22 protein-coding genes are annotated in these 22,043 nt (G+C 30.6%); 8 read left to right on the top strand and 14 right to left on the bottom strand.

Going from position 1 to position 22,043, the window contains the following annotated elements; genetic code table 11:
- The first annotated feature begins 112 nt into the window (after positions 1 to 112).
- The 3 genes from clpP (at position 113) to CLV86_RS12010 (ending at position 2,689) form a co-directional block, all read left to right on the top strand.
- Positions 113 to 787, top strand: coding sequence for an ATP-dependent Clp endopeptidase proteolytic subunit ClpP (gene clpP, locus CLV86_RS12020; protein WP_076732014.1), 675 nt, complete (start codon positions 113 to 115; stop codon positions 785 to 787).
- A gap of 82 nt (positions 788 to 869) precedes the next feature.
- Positions 870 to 2,102 carry an ATP-dependent Clp protease ATP-binding subunit ClpX gene (clpX, locus tag CLV86_RS12015; protein ID WP_076732015.1) on the top strand — a complete coding sequence of 411 codons (1,233 nt, stop codon included), beginning with the start codon at positions 870 to 872 and terminating at the stop codon, positions 2,100 to 2,102.
- Between the two features lie 65 nt (positions 2,103 to 2,167).
- Positions 2,168 to 2,689 (top strand): GNAT family N-acetyltransferase, encoded by a 522-nt coding sequence (locus tag CLV86_RS12010; RefSeq protein ID WP_121052636.1) that lies wholly within the window; start codon positions 2,168 to 2,170, stop codon positions 2,687 to 2,689.
- 182 nt (positions 2,690 to 2,871) lie between these two features.
- Here the strand turns inward: CLV86_RS12010 and CLV86_RS12005 are convergent, their stop codons facing one another.
- Positions 2,872 to 4,386, bottom strand: a complete 1,515-nt coding sequence (locus tag CLV86_RS12005; protein ID WP_121052634.1) for a GH3 auxin-responsive promoter family protein — start codon at positions 4,384 to 4,386, stop codon at positions 2,872 to 2,874.
- Between the two features lie 43 nt (positions 4,387 to 4,429).
- On the opposite strand from CLV86_RS12005, the gene CLV86_RS12000 reads away from it, so the two are divergent.
- Positions 4,430 to 5,224 carry a DUF2797 domain-containing protein gene (locus CLV86_RS12000; RefSeq protein WP_121052632.1) on the top strand — a complete coding sequence of 265 codons (795 nt, stop codon included), beginning with the start codon at positions 4,430 to 4,432 and terminating at the stop codon, positions 5,222 to 5,224.
- Here CLV86_RS12000 and CLV86_RS11995 read toward each other — a convergent pair.
- The 5 genes from CLV86_RS11995 to gcvP all read right to left on the bottom strand — a co-directional run bounded on the left by CLV86_RS11995 (position 5,221) and on the right by gcvP (position 11,645).
- On the bottom strand, positions 5,221 to 6,072 hold the full coding sequence (locus CLV86_RS11995) for a glycosyltransferase family 2 protein (RefSeq protein WP_121052630.1): 852 nt from the start codon (positions 6,070 to 6,072) through the stop codon (positions 5,221 to 5,223). The genes CLV86_RS12000 and CLV86_RS11995 overlap by 4 nt on opposite strands.
- Positions 6,073 to 6,094: 22 nt before the next feature.
- Positions 6,095 to 6,946 carry a glycosyltransferase family 2 protein gene (locus tag CLV86_RS11990; protein ID WP_076732020.1) on the bottom strand — a complete coding sequence of 284 codons (852 nt, stop codon included), beginning with the start codon at positions 6,944 to 6,946 and terminating at the stop codon, positions 6,095 to 6,097.
- Positions 6,947 to 7,078: 132 nt separating this feature from the next.
- A complete protein-coding gene (locus CLV86_RS11985) occupies positions 7,079 to 7,606 on the bottom strand; it encodes a methyltransferase (protein ID WP_076732021.1) in 528 nt (175 codons plus the stop codon).
- 28 nt (positions 7,607 to 7,634) lie between these two features.
- Entirely contained in the window at positions 7,635 to 8,693 is a 1,059-nt protein-coding gene (locus CLV86_RS11980) for a 3-oxoacyl-ACP synthase III family protein (RefSeq protein ID WP_121052629.1), read from the bottom strand.
- A 102-nt stretch (positions 8,694 to 8,795) separates the two neighbouring features.
- Positions 8,796 to 11,645, bottom strand: a complete 2,850-nt coding sequence (gene gcvP / locus CLV86_RS11975; protein WP_121052627.1) for an aminomethyl-transferring glycine dehydrogenase — start codon at positions 11,643 to 11,645, stop codon at positions 8,796 to 8,798.
- Between the two features lie 119 nt (positions 11,646 to 11,764).
- Here gcvP and CLV86_RS11970 point away from each other — a divergent pair, with 119 nt between their 5' ends.
- Positions 11,765 to 12,595: a UbiA prenyltransferase family protein gene (locus tag CLV86_RS11970; protein WP_121052625.1), complete on the top strand. Its 831-nt coding sequence runs from the start codon at positions 11,765 to 11,767 to the stop codon at positions 12,593 to 12,595.
- On the opposite strand, the gene CLV86_RS11965 is transcribed toward CLV86_RS11970, so the two are convergent.
- From CLV86_RS11965 to CLV86_RS11940, 5 genes are all read right to left on the bottom strand, one after another.
- A complete protein-coding gene (locus CLV86_RS11965; protein ID WP_121052671.1) occupies positions 12,575 to 12,829 on the bottom strand; it encodes a glycine dehydrogenase in 255 nt (84 codons plus the stop codon). The genes CLV86_RS11970 and CLV86_RS11965 overlap by 21 nt on opposite strands.
- Position 12,830: 1 nt before the next feature.
- Positions 12,831 to 13,385 carry a sigma-70 family RNA polymerase sigma factor gene (locus CLV86_RS11960; RefSeq protein WP_121052623.1) on the bottom strand — a complete coding sequence of 185 codons (555 nt, stop codon included), beginning with the start codon at positions 13,383 to 13,385 and terminating at the stop codon, positions 12,831 to 12,833.
- 134 nt (positions 13,386 to 13,519) lie between these two features.
- The gene (locus CLV86_RS11950) at positions 13,520 to 15,553 is read right to left on the bottom strand and encodes a M3 family metallopeptidase (RefSeq protein WP_121052621.1); all 2,034 of its coding nucleotides are present in this window, start codon (positions 15,551 to 15,553) and stop codon (positions 13,520 to 13,522) included.
- Between the two features lie 367 nt (positions 15,554 to 15,920).
- The gene (purE, locus tag CLV86_RS11945) at positions 15,921 to 16,406 is read right to left on the bottom strand and encodes a 5-(carboxyamino)imidazole ribonucleotide mutase (RefSeq protein WP_121052619.1); all 486 of its coding nucleotides are present in this window, start codon (positions 16,404 to 16,406) and stop codon (positions 15,921 to 15,923) included.
- 2 nt (positions 16,407 to 16,408) lie between these two features.
- Complete coding sequence (locus CLV86_RS11940) at positions 16,409 to 17,563, bottom strand: 5-(carboxyamino)imidazole ribonucleotide synthase (RefSeq protein WP_121052618.1); 1,155 nt, start codon at positions 17,561 to 17,563, stop codon at positions 16,409 to 16,411.
- Between the two features lie 149 nt (positions 17,564 to 17,712).
- Between CLV86_RS11940 and CLV86_RS11935 the strand changes: the two genes are divergently transcribed.
- Both CLV86_RS11935 and obgE read left to right on the top strand, forming a co-directional pair.
- Positions 17,713 to 18,822, top strand: coding sequence for an adenylate kinase (locus tag CLV86_RS11935; protein ID WP_121052616.1), 1,110 nt, complete (start codon positions 17,713 to 17,715; stop codon positions 18,820 to 18,822).
- A gap of 59 nt (positions 18,823 to 18,881) precedes the next feature.
- Entirely contained in the window at positions 18,882 to 19,880 is a 999-nt protein-coding gene (gene obgE, locus CLV86_RS11930; RefSeq protein WP_121052614.1) for a GTPase ObgE, read from the top strand.
- Here the strand turns inward: obgE and CLV86_RS11925 are convergent.
- Both CLV86_RS11925 and CLV86_RS11920 read right to left on the bottom strand, forming a co-directional pair.
- The gene (locus tag CLV86_RS11925) at positions 19,877 to 20,521 is read right to left on the bottom strand and encodes an SdpI family protein (protein WP_121052612.1); all 645 of its coding nucleotides are present in this window, start codon (positions 20,519 to 20,521) and stop codon (positions 19,877 to 19,879) included. The two genes, obgE and CLV86_RS11925, sit on opposite strands and share 4 nt — an antisense overlap.
- A gap of 4 nt (positions 20,522 to 20,525) precedes the next feature.
- Positions 20,526 to 20,780 (bottom strand): autorepressor SdpR family transcription factor, encoded by a 255-nt coding sequence (locus CLV86_RS11920; protein WP_121052610.1) that lies wholly within the window; start codon positions 20,778 to 20,780, stop codon positions 20,526 to 20,528.
- Between the two features lie 114 nt (positions 20,781 to 20,894).
- Between CLV86_RS11920 and CLV86_RS11915 the strand changes: the two genes are divergently transcribed.
- Positions 20,895 to 21,419 (top strand): DUF4136 domain-containing protein, encoded by a 525-nt coding sequence (locus tag CLV86_RS11915; protein ID WP_121052608.1) that lies wholly within the window; start codon positions 20,895 to 20,897, stop codon positions 21,417 to 21,419.
- 48 nt (positions 21,420 to 21,467) lie between these two features.
- Here the strand turns inward: CLV86_RS11915 and CLV86_RS11910 are convergent, their stop codons facing one another.
- Positions 21,468 to 22,043, bottom strand: coding sequence for a DUF2911 domain-containing protein (locus CLV86_RS11910; protein WP_121052606.1), 576 nt, complete (start codon positions 22,041 to 22,043; stop codon positions 21,468 to 21,470).

Below are 22,043 nucleotides of genomic sequence, written 5' to 3'. Positions count from 1 at the left end.
TAGCGTTAAATTCAACTTAAAAAGTTTGAAAACTGCTGATTTAACAATACATTTATGGCCCTTTTAAAGAAATTTAGAGGCTAAACTAAATTATCAAATTCAACAAACAGATATGGATTACGGAAAAGAATTCGAAAAATTTGCTATAAAAGATCAAGGAATAAGCAGTACATACTATAACAAAATTGTAAGTAGTATGATGCCACAAAGTATGACACCTTATATTATAGAAGAACGTCAATTAAACATTTCTCAATTAGATGTTTTTTCAAGATTAATGATGGATCGTATCCTTTTTTTAGGAACAGGAATTAACGATAATATTGCAAATATTATACAAGCACAGCTATTATTTTTAGAAAGCGTAGATGCTAATAAAGATATCCAAATGTACATAAACTCTCCAGGAGGAAGTGTTTATGCAGGATTAGGAATTTATGATACAATGCAATTTATTAAACCAGATGTAGCAACAATTTGTACAGGTATGGCAGCATCAATGGGAGCTGTTTTATTATGTGCGGGAGAAAAAGGGAAACGTAGTGGTTTAACACACTCTCGAGTTATGATTCACCAACCTTTAGGAGGTGCGCAAGGTCAAGCAAGTGATATAGAAATTACTGCACGCGAAATTTTAATTTTAAAAGAAGAGCTTTATAAAATAATAAGTAAGCACTCAGGACAAGATTACGAAAAAGTATATGAAGACAGTGATCGTGACTATTGGATGAAAGCAGATAAAGCTAAAGAATACGGAATGATAGACGAGATTTTAGCTCGTAATTAATACTATATAAGAATTAAGTTAAGTTAGAAATATAAGAGTGAAAACTTTTAACTTTTAACTAATAACTTTTAACTTAAAGAGAATGGCAAAGGAAGAATTAGAATGTTCGTTTTGTGGTAGGAAAAAGCCAGAAACAAGTTTATTAATAGCTGGTTTAGATGCGCATATATGTGATCGTTGTATAGAACAAGCACATGGTATTGTAGTAGAAGAGTCTAAACAAAGCGACAATACAGAGCTATCTGCAGAGCTTATGTTACGTAAGCCTCAACAAATAAAATCTTTTTTAGACGAATACATTATAGGTCAAGAGTATACAAAAAAAGTAATGTCTGTAGCTGTATATAATCACTACAAACGTTTATTACAACCACCTACCAACGATGATATAGAGATTCAAAAATCTAATATTATTATGGTTGGAGAAACTGGAACAGGAAAAACGTTAATGGCAAAAACCGTAGCGAAAATGCTTAACGTACCTTTGGCAATTGTAGACGCAACAGTTTTAACAGAAGCCGGTTATGTGGGAGAAGATGTAGAAAGTATTTTAACACGTTTATTGCAGGCTGCAGATTATAGTTTAGAAAAAGCTGAAAAAGGAATTGTTTTTATAGATGAGATAGATAAAATTGCACGTAAGAGTGATAATCCATCAATAACTAGAGACGTTTCTGGAGAAGGAGTACAACAAGCGCTTTTAAAACTATTAGAAGGAACAGTTGTAAATGTTCCGCCAAAAGGAGGAAGAAAACATCCAGACCAGAAATTTATAGAAGTTAATACAGAAAATATTTTATTTATTGCAGGCGGAGCATTCGATGGTATTAATCGTGTAATCTCAAAAAGATTAAACATGCAAGCCGTTGGTTATAGCGCTTCTATGAGCGATGAAATTGTAGATAACGATAATTTATTACAATATATTATTCCAAAAGACTTAAAAGATTTTGGATTAATACCAGAAATTATCGGGCGTCTTCCAGTTTTAACACATATGGACCCTTTAGACGCTAATACACTTAGAGCTATTTTAACAGAACCTAAAAATGCCATTATCAAACAATATAAAAAACTGTTTGCTATGGATGAAATTGAATTTAGTATAACAGATGGCGCGTTAGAGTTTATTGTGGGTAAAGCGATAGAGTATAAATTAGGAGCAAGAGGATTACGCTCGTTATGCGAAGAAATTTTAACAGATGCTATGTTTGAATTACCAGGAAGCGATACTAAAAAGATTAGTGTTACTAAAACATATGCAGAACAAAAGCTATCAAAAACTAAGTTAAAGCAATTAAAAGCAGTTTCTTAAAAAGAAAATAATAACTTAAATTTAAGTCTACTTTTGTAAAGAAAGTAGACTTTTTTTTATTTAATATGAAACTAATAAACTCTAAAAACCTAGAAAGCAAAAGACTTATTTTAAGAAGTACGAACATGGATGATGTTGAGCTTGTTTATGCTTTACGCTCTAATGCTATTGTAAGAAAGTATATAATGCAACCATTGTATAAAACACAAGAGGAAGCAGTAATACATATAAAAAACTTGCTAACTTATTTAAAAGAAAATAAATCAATAAGTTGGACTATAATAAACAAAAAAACAAATCAAAAATTAGGTAGTATTTGTTTGTGGAATTTATCTGAAGATAGAAAAACAGCTGAGGTTGGTTACGATTTGCTTCCAGAGTATTTTAATAAAGGATACATGTCGGAGGCACTTCAAGAAGTTATATCTTTTGGTTTTAATAAGCTTCGTTTAAAAGCTATAGAAGCCTTTACACATACCGAAAACAAAGCTTCAAAAAAATTACTATTAGCAAATGGTTTTACTCAAGATTCTAAGCGAAAAGATCTAGATTTTCCTAAAAATATTATTTTTACTTTAAAGAAATAAAAAACCACTCATTAAGAAGTATGAGTGGTTTTTTTGAATATGGATTAACTAATTAAATTATCTTCAATAAGGAATTAGTTAATTAATAGCTTGATAAATTTAATGATAATAATTTGATTTTCAAATTATTAACTTGTTTTATTTTTTTTAAACGTTATCTTTAATATTAAAACAAAGCAAGATTAAAAGTTTAATTTTAATAATTCTTCCATGTAATTTCTTGTATTCGATAATCTTGGGACTTTGTGTTGTCCGCCAAGTTTGTTGTTTTCTTTTAGCCAATCGTAGAATAGTTTCTCTCTAGCAATATTAATTTTAGGCTTATTTAAAGTCATGTTATTATAACGCTTTGCTTCGTAATCAGAATTTAGAGATTTTAAAGCATTGTCAAATAATTCGTTAAAATAATTAATGTCTTTAGGAGGTGTTTTAAATTCAATTAACCATTCATGTGCTCCTTTTTCTTTACCTTCCATAAATATTGGAGCAGCAGTATAATCTACAATTTCGCAACTTGTTTTTTTGCAAACTTTTTTTAGTGCATCTTCAGCATTTTCAATTATAAGCTCTTCTCCAAAAACATTAATATGGTGTTTTGTTCTTCCAGAAACTTTAATTCTATAAGGAGAAACCGAAGTGAATCTAACCGTATCTCCAATTTTATAACGCCATAACCCAGCATTAGTAGTAATAATTACAGCATAATTTTTACCTTTTTCAACCTCGCTTAAAGGTATAATACGTTCGTTAGCCTTACCATGAGTATCCATTGGGATAAATTCGTAGAAAATTCCATAATCTAACATTAATAACAATTCGCTAGAATAATTTAAATCTTGGATAGCAAAAAAACCTTCAGATGCATTATAAATTTCATAATACTTAAAATCTTTTTTAGGTAAAATGTTTTTGTATTGTTGTTTATATGGATTAAAACTTACACCACCATGAAAGTAAACTTCTAAATTTGGCCAAATATCAAATAACGAGTTCTTTTCACTTTTATCTAAAACGTTATTAAGTAAAACAAGCATCCAAGAAGGAACACCGGCTAAACTAGTAACATTTTCATTTATAGTTTCGTTTACAATAGCAGCCATTTTAGTTTCCCAGTCGCTCATTAAAGAAACTTTGTTACTTGGTGTGCTACTAAACTCTGCCCAAAAAGGCATGTTGTCAATTAAAATAGCACTTAAATCTCCATAAACAGTGCCATTTTCTTTATAAAGTTCTTTGCTGCCGCCAAGCCTTAAACCTTTTCCAGTAAAGAGTTGTGAGTCTTCATTATTATTTAAATACATACATAATAAATCTTTACTGGCAGCATAATGGCAATTTTCTAGCGAGTCTTGACTTACAGGAATAAATTTACTTTTAGCACTTGTAGTACCACTAGATTTTGCAAACCATTTTATAGGTGAAGGCCAAAAAATATTATGTTCGCCTAACCGAGAGCGTTCAAATAAATCTTGATAACCTTCATAATTTTTAATTGGAACTCTATTGGCAAATTCTTTATAAGTTTTTATGGAAGAAAACTCATATTGTTTTCCAATTTCGGTACCTCTAGCTGTATCTATTAAGTTAAATAGTAATTCTTGTTGTACTTCGTTTGGGTATTTTAAAAACAAATCGATTTGATGAAATCTTTTCTTTAAAAACCATGAAGCGATGGAATTTACTAAAGGAATTGGCATATATTTATAGTATATTTAGACACTAAAAATAATACTTTTTTTTATGATTTACCAAGGCGTGCTAACAAAAATGGCAACAGAATATTCTAGCCCAATTCAATACTATTTAGTTTTCGAAAACGATTTTATTAATATGAATCAATTACTAAATAAAACATTGAAATTTCAATTTGTTAAGCACCAGTGTTTAAACTGCGGATTAAACAAATCTATTTATAGACAAGGATTTTGTAAAAGTTGTTTTTTTGATATACCACAAGCAGCAGATTGGATTATGCGTCCAGAATTAAGTACTGCGCATTTAGGAAAAGAAGATAGAGATTTAGAATACGAAAAGAAAGTGCAATTACAACCACATATTGTTTATTTAGCTAACTCTAGTAATGTTAAGGTTGGTGTTACCAGAAAAACACAAGTACCCACAAGATGGATAGACCAAGGAGCGCATGAGGCAATAGAAATTGTTGAGGTTCCTAATAGATATCTTGCAGGTATAACAGAAGTTGCTTTAAAAGATTTTGTAGCAGATAAAACAAATTGGCGTACCATGCTAAAAAACGAAGTTAAAGATGAGAATCTTGTAGAGTGGAGAGAAAAATTAAAACAGTACATTCCTGCAGAAGCTATGGAATATTTTATTGAAAATAATAGTGAAACCCAGATGGATTTTCCAGTGTTACAATACCCAATAAAACCTAAAAGTTTAAATATAGAAAAAACTGGTACCTATGAAGGTGTTTTAAAAGGTATAAAAGGACAGTATTTAATTTTTGAAGATGATACTGTTTGTAATATTCGCGGTAATGAAGGAAAAGTAGTAACTATTGAGATACTTTAAATACTTATTTTATTTTTAAAATCAATCCAGCGTTGTTGCCTCACAAATTTGCCTTGCTCTTTTGTAATAAAAGGTTTTACGTTTTCTCTTTGGGCTTTTAAATACCCTAAAATGTAATTGTTAAATGTGGCAAAATCATTTCTTTTAATAGCATTATAAGTACCTAAGATAAAAGTTAATATAAAACCATAGCGCATTTTATACATAGCTTGCCCTTGTAGTAAATTTGCTTGTTTACTGTAGTTTGCTCCTGTTGGTTTTAAATGCTTTACTTTTAAGTTGTCGTCTAATAAGATGTTCCATTTATAATATTTAGCTAAAATTTCGTCTATAGTATCCCAACCCATGTCTTTTTTTAACATTCCAATATCTAGAAAACATTGTTTTTTATAAGCTTTTAAAGCTCCTCTAATATGTTTTTTTCCTGTTATTTGCTCTCTCTGCCACGTGTTTTTTTGTTTAACGTAACAGTGTCCAGAAACCATACCAAGGTTTTTGTTAGATTTAAAGTGATGAGCTAATGTTTCGAGATAATTTTCAGGAAAAATTAAGTCGGCATCAAATTTACAAATCACATCATAATCTTTATCTAAAGTTTCAAAACCTTTATAAAAAGCATTAATAATCTTATTGCCAGGTAAATGTGTATTGGCAGATTTAATGTTTACTAATTTTATAAAATGATATTGTTTAGTAAAGGCCTCAACAATAGTTTGAGTGTTATCTAAAGAGTTGTCATTTACTACAACTACTGCTTTAGGTTGTAATGTTTGTGATGCTATAGATTGTAAAGTTTTAGCAATAAAATTGGCTTCATTGTGAGCAGGTATGACGATGTAGAAATTCAAATTAAGTATTTAAAAAATGAAATTAATTAAAAATAGCGTGTTTAATACCTTTCCAGCGTAATTTTCTAATAAATCGACCTTCTTCAATTGTAACTAAAGGTTCTTTTTTTTCTTTTTTAGCTTTAAAATAGCCTTTTAAATCATTTTGCAATATCAAAATATTACTTTGTTTTATACTTTTCTTTAAGGAAGCAATAACTGTAATTACAATACCATATCTCATTTTGTAAAAGGCTTCACCTTGTAGTAATGCGCTTTTTTTAGAATAAGATTGTCCAGTTGGTTTTAAATGTTTTACATGTAAAGTTTGGTCTGTTTTAATATCCCATCCATAATATTTAGCTAATAAAATATCTACTGTATCCCAGCCGATACTTGATTTTAAACCGCCAATATCCTTAAAGCATTTTTTTCTATAAGCTTTAAATGGACCACGAACATGATGCTTTGAAGCAATATTTTCGTAAACCCATTCTTTATTGTTTTTAATATATGCTAAACCTCCAGCAATACCTACTTTGGGATTTTTTTTAAATATTTTAACTATAGTTTCTAAATAGTTTTTAGGAAGAATAATATCTGCATCAAATTTGCAAATAATATCATAATCCTCATCTAAAGTGTTATAACCTTTATAAAAAGCTTGCACCACTTTACTGCCAGGAATATGTGCTTTTGAAGATAGAATAGATAGGCTTTCTATCCAATTATAGTTTTTCGAAAATTTATTAATTTCTTGTTGAGTATTGTCTGTAGAATTGTCGTTCACAACAACTACTTTTTTTGGTAAAAGTGTTTGCTGTGTTAAAGAATTAAGCATTAAGGAAATATAGTCTCCTTCATTATGTGCAGGAATAACAATGTAAATATTCAACTTTAAGTATAATTAAATTATTCTAAATTCAAATTTGCGAAAATTTAATGAGACTACTCAATTTTGCATATTTTAATACAATAAATTTTGTGTAAAACGAATTTATAGGATTGTTGTTTATAGCAATAATAGTTAATGCTTTACCTTTTCTGCATAAACAATATAATAGCGATTAGTAAAGTAGCGTAATAAAGGTCTAAAACCTATTTTTTTGGTTGGGTTAGTCCATTTTTGACTATCTACAATTTTCCAACCTGTTTTTTCTAAAAGCCAATCAAATTGCCAATCTTCAAACTCGTGGTAATGTCTGTCCCATTTATCGGTTTTACTTCTGTATGCTGAAGAAAACCATAAGCGCATAGGAATACTTGCCACTAATTTATCTGCTTTAATAGATTTTAAAATAGTATAAGGCGATAATAAATGTTCAAAAATTTCAAAAGCTGTTACAACTGTAGCTTCAGAGTTTTCTATAGCTTCTGTGTTTTCGTCTAAATCTTCGCCAGAAGTATTTTTTACTGAAAAACCGCCGTTTTTCATGACTTTAGTAAATGGATTTTCAACGCCTAAATCTAATATACTTTCATTTTTAGAAATATGTTTTTCTAAAAATTTATAGGTGAGTTTATATCTTTTGTGTGGAAATTTACCTTCGTACATTATTGCTTTCTAAAAATGAGAGTTTTATTTAATACTTGTATACTATAGCGTTAATATTCATTCCAGCGCCAACACTAGCAAATAAAATAATATCACCTTTATTAATTTCTTGGTTTTCTAATTCACCTTTTAAAATTAAATCATACAAAGTGGGTACAGTTGCAACGCTAGAATTTCCAAGAGTATTAATAATCATTGGCATGATACCTTCGGGCATTTCGGTTTTATAAAGCTTATAAAAACGTTTAACAATGGCTTCGTCCATTTTTTCGTTGGCTTGATGTATTAATATTTTTTTTACATCGCTTATTGAATACCCACTTTTGTCTAAACATGCTTTTAAAGCTAAAGGTACGTTTGTTAGTGCAAACTCATAAATTTTACGACCATACATTTTAATATATCGTCTTTGGCTCGTGTTTTCTGGATTGTTAGTTTCTCCAAAATATATAAAATGAGCTTCGTCTAAAGCAAAAGTTGCGGTTTCATGTGTTACAATGCCACCGTCTTCATTTGTTTTTTCAACAATTACTGCACCTGCACCATCACTATATATCATAGAATCTCTATCGTGTTTATCTACAACACGAGATAGTGTTTCGGCTCCAATTACTAGACATCTTTTTGCAATTCCTGCTTTTATAAAAGCATTTGCTTGAATAACACCTTCAATCCAACCGGGACAACCAAAAAGCAAATCGTATCCAACGCATTTTGGGTTTTTAATTTGAAGTAAATGTTTAACTCGAGAAGCTATACTTGGTACGGTGTCGCTTTGTTCTGTATTATATTTTACATCACCATAATTATGAGCTACAATAATATAATCTAAAGTTTCTTTGTCGATTTTTGCATCGGCAATAGCAAGTTCGGCAGCATAAAAAGCAATATCAGAATTTAATAATTCGTTTTTTATATATCGTCTTTCTTGTATTCCTGTTATGGCTTTAAACTTGTCTACAATAATTTCATTAGAGCTATTTATTTTAGAGCCATCAGCATTTAAAAATTCATGATTGTAAAAATCTTCGTTTTTTTCAACAGTGCTAGGAATAAAACTGCCAGTTCCAGTAATTTTAATATTCATATAAAAAGGAAATTGCCTTTAGTTAAGTTACTTTGCTAATATAAGCAACGAAAACTAAAGGCAATTTATTTGTTATAATATTTTACGATGTTCAGATCGATATTATGAATCCATATAATCCTCAATAGGTGCACAAGAGCATATTAAATTTCTGTCTCCAAAAGCGTCATCTACTCTACGAACACTTGGCCAAAACTTTGTGTCTTTAACGTAGTCTAGAGGAAAAGCAGCTTTTTCACGAGAATAAGGTAAAGTCCATTCGTCGCTAGTTACCATTGCCATAGTGTGTGGTGCATTTTTTAATGGATTATTATGGTCATCTTTATTTGCTTCATCAATTTCTTTTCTAATAGAAATCATCGCGTCGCAAAAACGATCCATTTCTGCTTTACTTTCACTTTCTGTAGGCTCAATCATCATGGTTCCTGCTACAGGAAAAGAAACTGTTGGCGCGTGAAATCCATAATCCATCAAACGTTTTGCAATGTCTACAACTTCAATGCCTTTAGCTTTAAAATCACGACAATCAATAATCATTTCATGCGCAGCTCTACCTTTTTCACCAGAATATAATGTTGGGTAGTGGTCTTTTAATCGTTCCTTTATGTAGTTAGCATTTAAAATTGCTATTTCAGTAGCTTTTTTAAGACCTCTATAGCCTAACATTTTAATGTAGCCATAAGAGATTAAACAAGCTAAAGCAGAACCGTAAGGCGCTGCAGAAATAGCAGAAATAGATTGGTGTCCACCAGTTTTTATAATTGGATTTCCTGGTAAAAATGGTACTAATTGCTCTGCAACACAAATTGGTCCAACTCCAGGTCCACCACCTCCATGAGGAATGGCGAATGTTTTGTGTAAATTTAAATGACAAACATCTGCACCAATATTTCCAGGATTTGTTAAACCAACTTGAGCATTCATATTGGCACCATCCATATAAACTTGTCCACCATTATCGTGAATAATTTTAGTGATATCTTTTATTGCAGATTCGTAAACACCATGTGTTGAAGGATAAGTTACCATTAATGCAGATAAATTATCTTTATGTAATTCTGCTTTTTCACGTAAATCGTCAACATCAATATTACCTTCTTCTGTAGATTTTGTAACAACCACTTTCATTCCTGCCATAACAGCACTTGCAGGATTTGTTCCGTGTGCAGATGATGGAATTAAGCAAATATTTCTATGATGATCTCCACGAGATTCGTGATATGCTTTAATAACCATTAAACCAGCAAATTCACCTTGAGCACCAGAGTTTGGTTGTAGAGAGGTTGCTGCAAAACCAGTAATTTCAGTTAATTGGTTTTCTAAAGCATTTAATACTAATTTGTAACCAATTGGTTGGTTTACAGGTACAAATGGATGTATGCTTCCCCAATTTGTAGAACTTAAAGGTAGCATTTCTGCAGCTGCATTTAATTTCATTGTACAAGATCCTAAAGAAATCATAGAGTGATTTAATGCTAAATCTTTACGTTCTAAAGTTTTTATGTAGCGCATTATTTCGGTTTCAGAATGGTAAGTGTTAAACACTTCTGCTGTTAAAAATTCTGATTGACGCTTTAAATGCTTAGGTATTGTTGTGTTAGTTGAGATAGTTTCTATTCTATCTGTTGTGTTTTCTGTAACGCTTTCAAAAATCTCAATAATTTCATTTAAATCTGAAATAGAGGTTGTTTCATTTATAGAAATTGTAACTGTATTGGTATCTGGATAATGAAAATTTACTTCTCTTTTTTCGGCTTCATACTTTGTTTTAACCGCGTCTACTTTTATCTGGATAGTATCGAAATAATGAGAATTTACTTGTTCTAATTCTAATTTTTCTAAAGCATTAACTAAGGTAGAAGCAGAGTTTTTAATATTATCTGCTATAAAAGTTAGTCCTTTTGGTCCATGATAAACAGCATACATTCCTGCCATAACGGCTAAAAGTACTTGTGCTGTACAAATATTAGAAGTTGCTTTGTCGCGTTTTATGTGTTGCTCGCGAGTTTGTAAAGCCATACGTAAGGCTCTATTGTTGTTAACATCTTTTGTTACACCAATAATACGACCAGGAACATCACGTTTGTACGTTTTTTTTGTTGCAAAATATGCTGCGTGAGGCCCACCGTAACCCATAGGGATTCCAAAACGTTGTGTTGTACCAACTACAACATCTGCACCAAATTTTCCTGGAGCTTCTAGTTTTACAAGGCTTAAAATATCTGCCGCTACTGCAACTTTTATATTTTCGGCATTGGCTTTTTCAATAAAAGATTTTATATCTGTTATTTGCCCGTTTTTACCTGGATACTGTAATAATGCACCAAAATATTCATTAGATAAATTATATTCTGCCTCGTTACCTATGATTAATTCTATACCAATAGGTTTTGCTCTAGTTTCTAGTAAATCTATGGTTTGAGGTAATACTAAGTCTGATACAAAAAACTTATTAACCTTATCCTTTTTTTGAGAACGGTCTCTAACTGCAAAAAGCATGCTCATTGCTTCTGCTGCGGCTGTACTTTCGTCTAAAAGTGATGCGTTAGCAATTTCCATACCTGTTAAATCAATAACCATGGTTTGAAAATTTAATAAGGCCTCTAAACGACCTTGAGCAATTTCTGCTTGATAAGGTGTGTAGGCTGTATACCAACCTGGGTTTTCTAAAATGTTGCGCTGTATTACAGCGGGCAAAATAGTTGGATGATAACCTAAACCAATATAAGTTTTGTAAATTTTATTAAGTTTAGAAAGTTCATTTATATGTGATGAATAATCAAATTCGCCCATTGCAGCATCTAAATCTAAATCTTCTTTTAAACGAATATCGTCTGGAATAGTTTCGTAAATAAGCTGCTCTAAACTATCAACACCAATGGCATCAAGCATTAGTTTTTGATCGTCTTCTCTTGGTCCAATGTGGCGCAATGCGAAAGAATGTGTGTTCATGTAGTTGTGTGTAAATTTTGTTTTGCAAAAATACTGAAAACTTAAAGTAATTTTTCTCTAAAAATTGAAAGTTTTTAACCAAATTCTATGGTTATGAACAGTTTGATTAACTTTGTATAATGCGAATACTAAAACAGTTTTTCGATTTTTACTTAAATAGTAGCATTCACGTTGCTTTAGCTGTGTGTTCGTTAAGCTGGATTGTGTTAATAAAGCATGATGTTTTCTATAACGAAAAGGTCTTGCTTTTTACATTTTTTGCAACCATTACAGGTTATAACTTTGTAAAGTATTTTGGTATTGCAAAATTTCACCATCGTAGTTTAACTAATGCTTTAAAAGTTATTCAAATATTCTCATTTTTTTGCTTTCTGTTATTGTGTTATTATGCTTTGCAATTGCAGATAAAAACATTAATTTTTATTGTTGTTTTTGGAATTATAACTTTTTTATACGCCATTCCGTTTATACCCAAAAAAATGTATTTAGATCACCAGCAAAATTTAAGAGATGTAAGTGGTTTAAAAGTTTATGTTATAGCTTTAGTTTGGGCTGGAGTAACAGTGTTTTTGCCATTAATTGAAGCTAATATTAGTTTTAACGCAGACGTTTATTTTTTAGCATTTCAGCATTTTATTTTTGTAATTGTTTTAATGTTACCTTTTGAGATTAGGGATTTAAAATTTGATAGCTTAAGGTTAGCTACAATCCCTCAAAAAATAGGAGTCAAGCAAACAAAAATAATAGGTTTAATATTGTTGATAATATTTTTTTTTACTGAATTTTTTAAAGATGAATTGCCTCAAAATGAAATTATTTCTACTCTATTAGTAGCAGTTATAACTGCATTTTTTTTAATGTTAGCAAATAAAAAAAAGAGCTATTATTATAGCTCTTTTTGGGTTGAAAGTATTCCAATTATATGGTTACTAATTATTATGCTTCATTAACTCTTTTTCAAAAGTAGATTGTAGTTTAGATTTTTCGTTTGTGTTTAATTTTACAGGTTTTTTACGCACAAGTTTTGTTAGTTTGGCGTTATTTCTTGAATATTTTCTACAAGCTGCACAAAAAATTAAGTGAAGATTTAATTTTATTTTTTCTAAAAAAGTAGCTTCTTTATACTGCGACTTATCGCAAGTATGGTTTGCTTCTTCACAACTTAAAAATAATTTATTACTCATTTTAAAACCAATTTTTTTCAAGACAACCAGCCATTGCAGTTCTTGTTCTATGGATGATTACCCATAGGTTAGACGCAGTAATATTTAATTCATTACAAATAGCTTCGGTATCATAATTTAATATCGTTTTCATTTCGAAAACTTGAGCTTGTTTTGTTGGTAATTTTTCTAAACAGTTATTTATAGCAACACCTAATTCTGTATTTTCGATAGTGTCTTCGGCTGTTTTATCAAAAGGATCTGCTACGCGTTCTTGTAACCAATCACCTTCAGTCTCTGTATCGTTATTGTAGGTCATTCTAACTTCGGCTTTGCCTTTATTAGAGTTTATTTTACGATAGTAATCTATAATTTTTCTTTTTAAAATTGAAATTAGCCAAGTACGCTCACTTGCTTCGCCTTTAAAATTTTTCATAGATTTTAATCCGGCCAAAAATGTTTCGGATACTAAATCTTGAGCCATATCTCTATCGCTTACTCGAGAAACTGTATAGTTAAATAAGTAATCACTATATAAAGTAATCCATTGATTTGGATCTATTTTGTGATTTGGCATTAGTTAGAATTTTTTTCAAAAGTAATTAAAAAATACTTATTATTTATTTAGTGCAGCTTATTATATAATATCCGATGCTTTTTAAGTGTAATCTAGACAAAAGCGCGTAAAATGAACCTTTTAAAGGCTTAAAATTATTTAATTAAACCAGCTCTTTTTAATAAGGCTTCTGGCTTTGGTTCTTGGCCTCTAAAGCGTTTGTATAAAGTCATTGGGTTTTCTGTTCCGCCTTGAGATAATACGTTGTCTTTAAATTTGGTTGCAATGTCTTTGTTAAAAATACCGTTTTGTTTAAAATAGTCGAAAGCATCGGCATCTAATACTTCTGCCCATTTATAACTGTAGTAACCAGAGCTGTAACCTCCTTGAAAAATGTGAGCAAAAGCTGTACTCATACAGTTTTCTGCTACATCTGGATATAATTTTGTGTCTTCAAAAGCTTTGTTTTCAAAAGCTTTTACATTTTTGACTTTTTCTAAAGATTCGCTGCCATGCCAAGCCATGTCTAAAAGTCCAAAACTAATTTGCCTAAGTGTTTGCATGCCTTCATGGAAAGTCGCTGACTCTTTAATTTTGTTTACTAAATCCATTGGTATAACTTCTCCAGTTTCATAATGTTTAGCAAACAACTCTAAAGCTTCTTTTTCGTAACACCAGTTTTCCATAACTTGGCTTGGTAGCTCTACAAAATCCCAATATACGCTAGTTCCAGATAAACTTGGGTAAACTGTATTGGCAAGCATACCGTGTAATGCATGACCAAATTCATGAAATAGAGTTGTAACTTCGTTAAAAGTTAGTAATGAAGGTTTGCTTTTTGTTGGTTTAGTAAAATTACAAACTATAGATACATGAGGCCTTTCTTCCTTACCATTTTTAACAAACTGAGATTTATAACTCGTCATCCAGGCACCATTTCTTTTTCCTTTTCTTGGAAAGAAATCGGCATAAAATATAGACACTAATTCGCCATTAGCATTTGTTACTTTGTATGTTAATACATCTTCATGGTATTTGTCTATATCATTTATTATTTCAAAATGAAGTCCGAATAATTTTTTGGCAACTGTAAATGCGCCATCAATAACATTTTCTAATTTAAAATATGGTTTAAGTTGCTCGTCATCTAAATTAAATAGTTTTTGTTTTAGTTTTTCGGCATAATAAGCAGCATCCCATTTTTGTAACTGCTCTATATTGTCTATTTCTTTTGCAAAGTTTTCTAAACTTTTAAATTCGTTTTCTGCAGCAGGTTTAGCTTTAGAAAGTAAATCGTTTAAAAAAGCAAGTACTTTTTCTGGTGTTTGTGCCATGCGCTCTTCTAGAACAAAATTGGCATGTGTTTTATAGCCCAAAATGTTTGCGCGTTTATGGCGTAGGTTTGCAATTCCTAAAACAATATTTTGGTTGTCTAAATCATCGCCTTTAAATGCTTTGCTTCCAGCTGCTTTAGATAGCTTTTCTCTAAGTTCACGATTTTCTGCATAGGTCATAAAAGGTATATAACTTGGGTAATCTAGTGTAATAATATAGCCTTCTATGTTTTTGCTTTCTGCAAGTTGTTTTGCAGCTTCTTTAGCGCCATCTGGTAGCCCAGAAACATCAGTTTCGTTGGTTAAATGAAGCTCGTATTTGTTGGTTTCGGCAAGTACATTTTCTCCAAACTTAAGTTTTAATTGTGCTAATTTTTTGTCTATATCTCGAAGTTTAATTTTATCGTCTTCGTTTAAATTGGCACCATTTCTAGAGAAGCTTTTGTATTTTTTATCTAATAGCGTGAGTTGTTCTGTTGTTAGGTTTAAACTTTCTTTTTGCTCATAAACAGCTTTTACGCGTTTAAACAAATCTTCATTTAAAGTTATATCATTTCCAAACTCTGTAAGTATTGGAGAAATTTCTTGTGCTATTTTTTGAATTTCATCATTTGTTTCGGCAGAATTTAAATTAAAAAAAATGCTAGTAACACGGTCTAATTGCTGTCCTGAAAACTCTAGAGCTTCTATAGTATTTTTAAATGTTGGAGCTTCGGTATTACTTACTATAGCCTCGATTTCTTTTTGAGTGTCTTTAATAAGCTTTAAAATTGAAGGTTTATAGTCTTCATTTTTAATTTTTGTGAATGGAGCAGAGTTGTATTTTGTCGAAAAATATGTTGTTAATGTGTTCATTTGTAATGTAATAGTTTAAATCTGTTATTTTTTTTGTAAAAAAAACATGTAAAAAATCGAAATTAGTTATAAATTTGCACCATATTTTTTCTAGAGAGCTGGTTACTCTCATTAAAATTATTGATTAATAGCGATGAAAAGCCTCAAATTATTTTGAGGCTTTTTTTTATGCCTACAAAATAGATTACACCATAATGCTTTTTGTCGAATATTTTTGCTTTTAATCGAATTTGCAAATGTTTTTAATCTTATATAATTGAATAATATACAAAATTAGGAGTTTTGCTATAAGTTTTTTTGATGTGAGTACTTATACTCAGCATATAGAAAGATTAATAGCGATAAAAGCCCAGGAGACTGGGCTTTTTTATTTTCTTACTTTTTTACTGGCAGTTTCTACCTTAAGTTTTAATTCTTCTTTATAGGCTATAATTTTATTTAGTACGCTTTGGTCACTAGCTCCAATAATTTGAGCTGCTAATATTCCAGCATTTTTTGCTCCATTTAAAGCTACTGTTGCAACAGGAACACCACCAGGCATTTGTAGTATTGATAGAATTGAATCCCAACCATCTATAGAATTTCTGCTCTTTACAGGAACTCCAATAACTGGTAATGGAGATAATGAAGCGACCATTCCTGGTAAATGTGCTGCTCCTCCAGCTCCAGCTACAATAGCTTTAATGCCACGTGTATGTGCATTTTTACTATAGTCGAATAATTTTTCTGGTGTTCTATGTGCGGAAACAATATCAACTTCTACTTCAATATTAAAATCTTTTAATATGTCTATTGCTTCTTGCATTATTGGAAGATCACTATCACTTCCCATAATTACGCCTACTTTACTCATAATTATTTACTTATTACTTTAATTGTGTTTTTTACTTTTTCAGCAATTTGTCTTGCAACATTTAAGTCTTTATTTACAATGGTTACATGTCCCATTTTACGAAACGGTCTTGTTTGTTTCTTCCCATAAATATGTGGCGTAACGCCTTCCATTTTCATAATTTCGGCAATATTTTTATATACAACATCGCCAGTATAATTTTCGGCTCCAACTAAGTTTACCATTATACCACCAACTTTACTATCTGTTTTTCCTAATGGGAGATTTAAAATAGCACGAATATGTTGCTCAAATTGAGAGGTATAGCTAGCTTCAATAGTTTGGTGTCCAGAGTTGTGAGGTCTTGGTGCAACTTCGTTTATTAAAATTTCATCATCTTGAGTTTGAAACATTTCAACAGCTAATAAACCAACATGATTAAATGCTTTAGAGACTTTTAAAGCCACTTCTTGAGCTTTCTTTGCAATATCTTCAGGAATTCTGGCTGGGCAAATTACATATTCAACTTGATTTGCTTCTGGATGAAATTCCATTTCTACAACAGGATACGTTTTAATTTCTCCGTCTGGATTTCTTGCAACAATTACCGCTAATTCGTTTTTAAAATCTATAAGTTCTTCTGCAATACACTCATCTTTAGGTAGGCCTTTTAAATCGTCCATACTGCGTACAACTTTTACGCCAGTACCATCGTAGCCAAATTGTGCACTTTTCCATACAAAAGGAAATTTTATTCCGCCATTTAAAATAGCATCTTCAATTTCTGAAGCATAAGCAAATCTAGAAAATTCTGAAGTTGGTAAATTACGGTCTAAATAAAATAATTTTTGTTTTGCCTTATTTTGAATAGTTCTTAAATTTTTAGAGCTAGGATATACTTTAATACCTTCACTTTCAAGTTTTTCTAGCGCATCTACATTAACGTTTTCAATCTCAAAAGTTAAAACATCTACTTGTTTTCCAAAGTTATAAACAGTATCAAAATCCATTAAATCTCCTTTAGAAAAAGCATTACATGCCATTTTAGAAGGCGCTTCATCACTTGGGTCTAAAACATAGGTTTGAATATCAAATTTTCTGGTATTATAAAGCATCATTTTCCCTAGCTGTCCACCGCCAAGGATGCCTAATTTAAATTCTGAAGAAAAATAGTTCATTGTGTTGTTACAAAAGTGGTAATCTTTTTAGTTAAAAATAATATCACAAAAATACATTTTATAATGCAAAAGACCTCTAATATTTTGGAGCAATAATCGTATTTCATGTAACAAATACGTATCTTTGCCACTTTTACAAAACTAATATAATGATTAAGTTACACGATAAATATTTTAAGCCTTTTATTTCTGCTAAGCAGATAGATGTGGCTGTTGCTAAAATGGCTAGTGAACTTGCGAAAGATTTAGGTGATGAGATTCCTGTTTTTGTTGGAGTTTTAAACGGTTCTTTTATGTTAGTTAGCGATTTTGTGAAAAAATATCCAAAAGCTTGCGAAGTCACTTTTATTAAATTGGCTTCTTATGAGGGAGTAAAATCTTCAGACGATATCCAACGTCTAATTGGTTTAACTCAAGATTTAACAAATAGAACCGTAGTAATACTTGAAGATATAATAGATTCAGGTAAAACGCTACACGAGATACATCGTATTTTTAAAAATGAAAATGTAAAGCAGTTATTAATTGCGACACTGTTCTATAAACCAGAAGCTTATAAAAAAGACTTTAAACTACATTACGTTGGTATAGAAATTCCTAATAAATTTATTGTTGGCTATGGCTTAGATTATGATGGATTAGGAAGAGATTTACCAGAAGTATATCAATTAAAAATAACACAACACATGACTAATTTAGTATTATTTGGTCCTCCTGGAGCAGGTAAAGGCACACAAGCTAATTTTTTAAAAGAGAAATATAATTTAGTACACATTTCTACAGGAGATGTATTTAGATTTAATATTAAAAACGAAACAGCTTTAGGTACTTTAGCAAAATCTTTTATAGATAAAGGAGAATTAGTGCCAGATCAAGTAACTATAGATATGTTAAATGCTGAGGTAGAAAAAAATGCCGGAGCTAATGGATTTATTTTTGATGGTTTTCCTAGAACTAATGCACAAGCCGAAGCTTTAGATAAATTAATGGAAAGCAAAGATTCGCAAATTAATGCCATGATTGCTTTAGAAGTTGAAGATGAGGTATTAGTTGAAAGACTTCTTGAGCGCGGAAAATCTAGCGGAAGAAAAGATGATGCTAACGAAACTGTAATTAGAAATAGAATTAAAGAATATTATAAAAAAACAGCCATCTTAAAAGATTATTACACAGCTCAAGATAAATATTTTGGAGTAGATGGTTTTGGTGATATTAAAGATATTACTAAACGTTTATGTAATACAATTGATGCACTTTAATTCTTTTTAAAAAAATATATTTTAATTAAAAAATATTTTCGCTTTAGCGAAAAGGAAAAATGACTGAAGGAAATTTTGTAGACTACGTTAAAATGCATGTTACCTCTGGAAAGGGAGGTCAAGGTTCTACGCACTTGCATCGCGAAAAATATTTAGCAAAAGGCGGACCAGATGGTGGAGATGGAGGACGTGGAGGACACGTAATTTTAAGAGGAAACTCTAATCTTTGGACATTAATACATTTAAAATTTAAAAGGCATATTCGTGCTGGACACGGAGGTAATGGAAGTAGTGGAAGAAGTACAGGAGCCGATGGAGAAGATATGTATGTAGAAGTGCCTCTTGGAACAGTTGTTCGTGATACCGAAACAAATGAAGTTCTTTTTGAAATTACAAAAGATGGAGAAGAGAAAATTGTAGCTCAAGGAGGAAAAGGAGGCCGTGGAAATTGGCATTTTAAAAGTTCTACAAACCAAACACCACGTTACGCACAACCTGGGATTCCTATGGAGCAAAAGGATATTACTTTAGAACTTAAGTTGCTTGCAGATGTAGGACTGGTTGGGTTTCCAAATGCAGGAAAATCTACATTACTATCTGTAATAACTTCTGCTAAACCTAAAATTGCAGATTACGAGTTTACTACATTAAAACCTAATTTAGGTATTGTAAAACATCGTGATTTCCAAAGTTTTATAATGGCAGATATTCCTGGTATTATTGAAGGTGCAGCCGAAGGAAAAGGTCTTGGTTATTACTTTTTACGCCATATAGAACGTAACTCTATTTTATTATTTTTAATTCCTGCAGATGCACCAGATATTAAAAAGCAATATGATATTTTATTAGATGAGTTACGTCGTTATAATCCAGAAATGTTAGATAAAGATAGATTTATTGCTATCTCGAAGTCTGATATGCTAGATGACGAATTACAAGCCGAATTAAAAGAAGAATTAGATAATAATTTACCAATTCCTTATGTGTTTATTTCTAGTGTAGCACAACAAGGATTAATGGAGCTTAAAGATTTGCTTTGGCAAGCACTTAATAGCTAGTTTGTTTTTAACTGTTTAAAAATAACATAAGAATATACAACAGGTATTATGGTTATAATTGTTGTTATAATTATAAAGCTTACCATGTTTGGTTTTGGTTCTAAAATAAAACCAAGAAGTATAACTAATAGGACGCCAATAAACCAATATTTACCAGCTAGTTTATGTGTCTTTTTCCAAACAATATCGTTTTCTAAAGTCCATGGTGTGCGTATACCAATAAAGTAATTGGTCTTAATAGTTTTCATGTAATTTCCTAAAATAACATAAAGTAAACCTATTAACATTATTATAATGTTTGGGTTTGTAAAAGATTGACTTTTGGAACTGTATAAAATAAATAGTGCAAGTATCGACATGAAAAGCGTAAGAAGAAGTTTTATGTTATAGAATTTTTTACTAGTTGCTTCTATTTTTTGCTTTGGATCTATTTTAGGAACAAGGCTTAATATTACATAAATTAAAACAGGTAGTATAAAAGGAATAATGAGTAAAGTAGCTTTGCTACCCCAACCATCAATCTCTCCATTTGCATTCCAGTGTATTGGAACTTGTTCTGGTAAAACATTCCATATAAATGCTAAATAGATAAAAGGAATTAAAACAATTAATATTATTGGTAGTTCTTTTTTTAGATACATAATTTTATTTTTTTAAAGTAATTATCCATTGCAAAACATCTTCTAAAATACTTGTGTTAATAGAGTATTCAACAAATTGCCCTTTTTTTTTGCTGCTTACTAAATCGGCTCTTTTTAAAATATCTAAATGGTGCGAAATACTAGGTTTAGAGATGTTAAAGGCATCTGCAATTTCGCCAGCAGTTCTGTCTTTTTCTTTTAATAATTCCAAAATTTGTCTTCTGGTATCATCATTTAAAGCTTTAAATAAAAGATTCATTATTTAGGTATTTAGACAAATATCTAAATATTATTTTAATTATCAAAATAAGAATTGATTTCAAGATTTAAAAAATGGTCTTTTTTTTAATTAACTTTAAACAAAAAAATAATTATGAAGATATTTAAATATTTTGCTTTAATACTTTGTTTAGCTTCTTGTGCGCCAATTTACGTTAATTACGATTACGAGAAAACTACAAATTTTAATGAATATAAAACGTATAATTTTTTTAGTAATATAGAATCTGGTTTAAATGAATTAGATGAAAAAAGATTAATAGCTGCGTTAGATTATAAATTAAACGAAATGGGATTGGTTAAAACGCAAAACGCAAGTTTTTATATAGATATTAAAAGTAATGAGTTTCAAGAAGCATCGAGAAATAATGTTGGAGTAGGAGTTGGTGGAGGTAATCGTGGTTTTGGTGGAGGTATTTCGGTTGGTATTCCTGTAGGTCAATCTAGTATTAACAGGCAAATTACAATTGAGTTTGTAGATGAAAATAAAACTGGTTTATTTTGGCAAGCTATAAGCGAGAGTTCTTTTAAACAAAACCAAAATCCAGAAAAACGGGAGGCACGATTTAAAGCTATAGTTAATAAAGTTTTGGAAGGTTATCCACCAGATATAAAATAAAAAAAAGGCTTCCTGTTTTGGAAGCCTTTTTTATAAAAAGTTTATTATTTATTTTAATGTAATTGGAAATTCGGCAACTGTGTTATCCCAACCAATTTTTAAATGTACAGTTTTAGGTGCTGCCTCGTATAACGCAATAGATAAATTTTCAATCTCTTTGTCGCTTTTACTTACAGGTGCGGTAACGCTTGCAATGTTTTTTGTAGCATCATAACCATAATTTCCCCAACCATCTAAATCTGTATTTAAATTTAATGTCCATTCTTTTTCTGTAGGAATAATAATTATAGTGTAACGCCCAGCTTTAATATCTTTTCCTCCAAAAACAACATCATTTTCAAATAATATTTCGGTAGATTCGTTTGCACCAACTCTCCATGCTTCACCATATTTTAATAGGCCTCCAAAAATATCTCTTCCTTTTTTTTCAGGACGAGAATAAGTTACTCTAATTTGTGGTGTTAAAGCTTTTTGTTTAGCAACATCTTTTTCAAAAGTTCTATGTGGAGCGCCAGCTGGAAAATAAGCACGATCCATTGGGCTCTTGTCCATTTTCGAGAATTTTTGTGCGTTTGCAGTTGTTCCTATAAGTGCAATTGCAATAAGAAATAGTAATTTTTTCAT

It is taken from the genome of Lacinutrix venerupis (assembly GCF_003663945.1).
Classification (GTDB): Bacteria; Bacteroidota; Bacteroidia; order Flavobacteriales; family Flavobacteriaceae; genus Lacinutrix; species Lacinutrix venerupis.
This window is presented reverse-complemented; position numbering and strand designations above follow the sequence as displayed.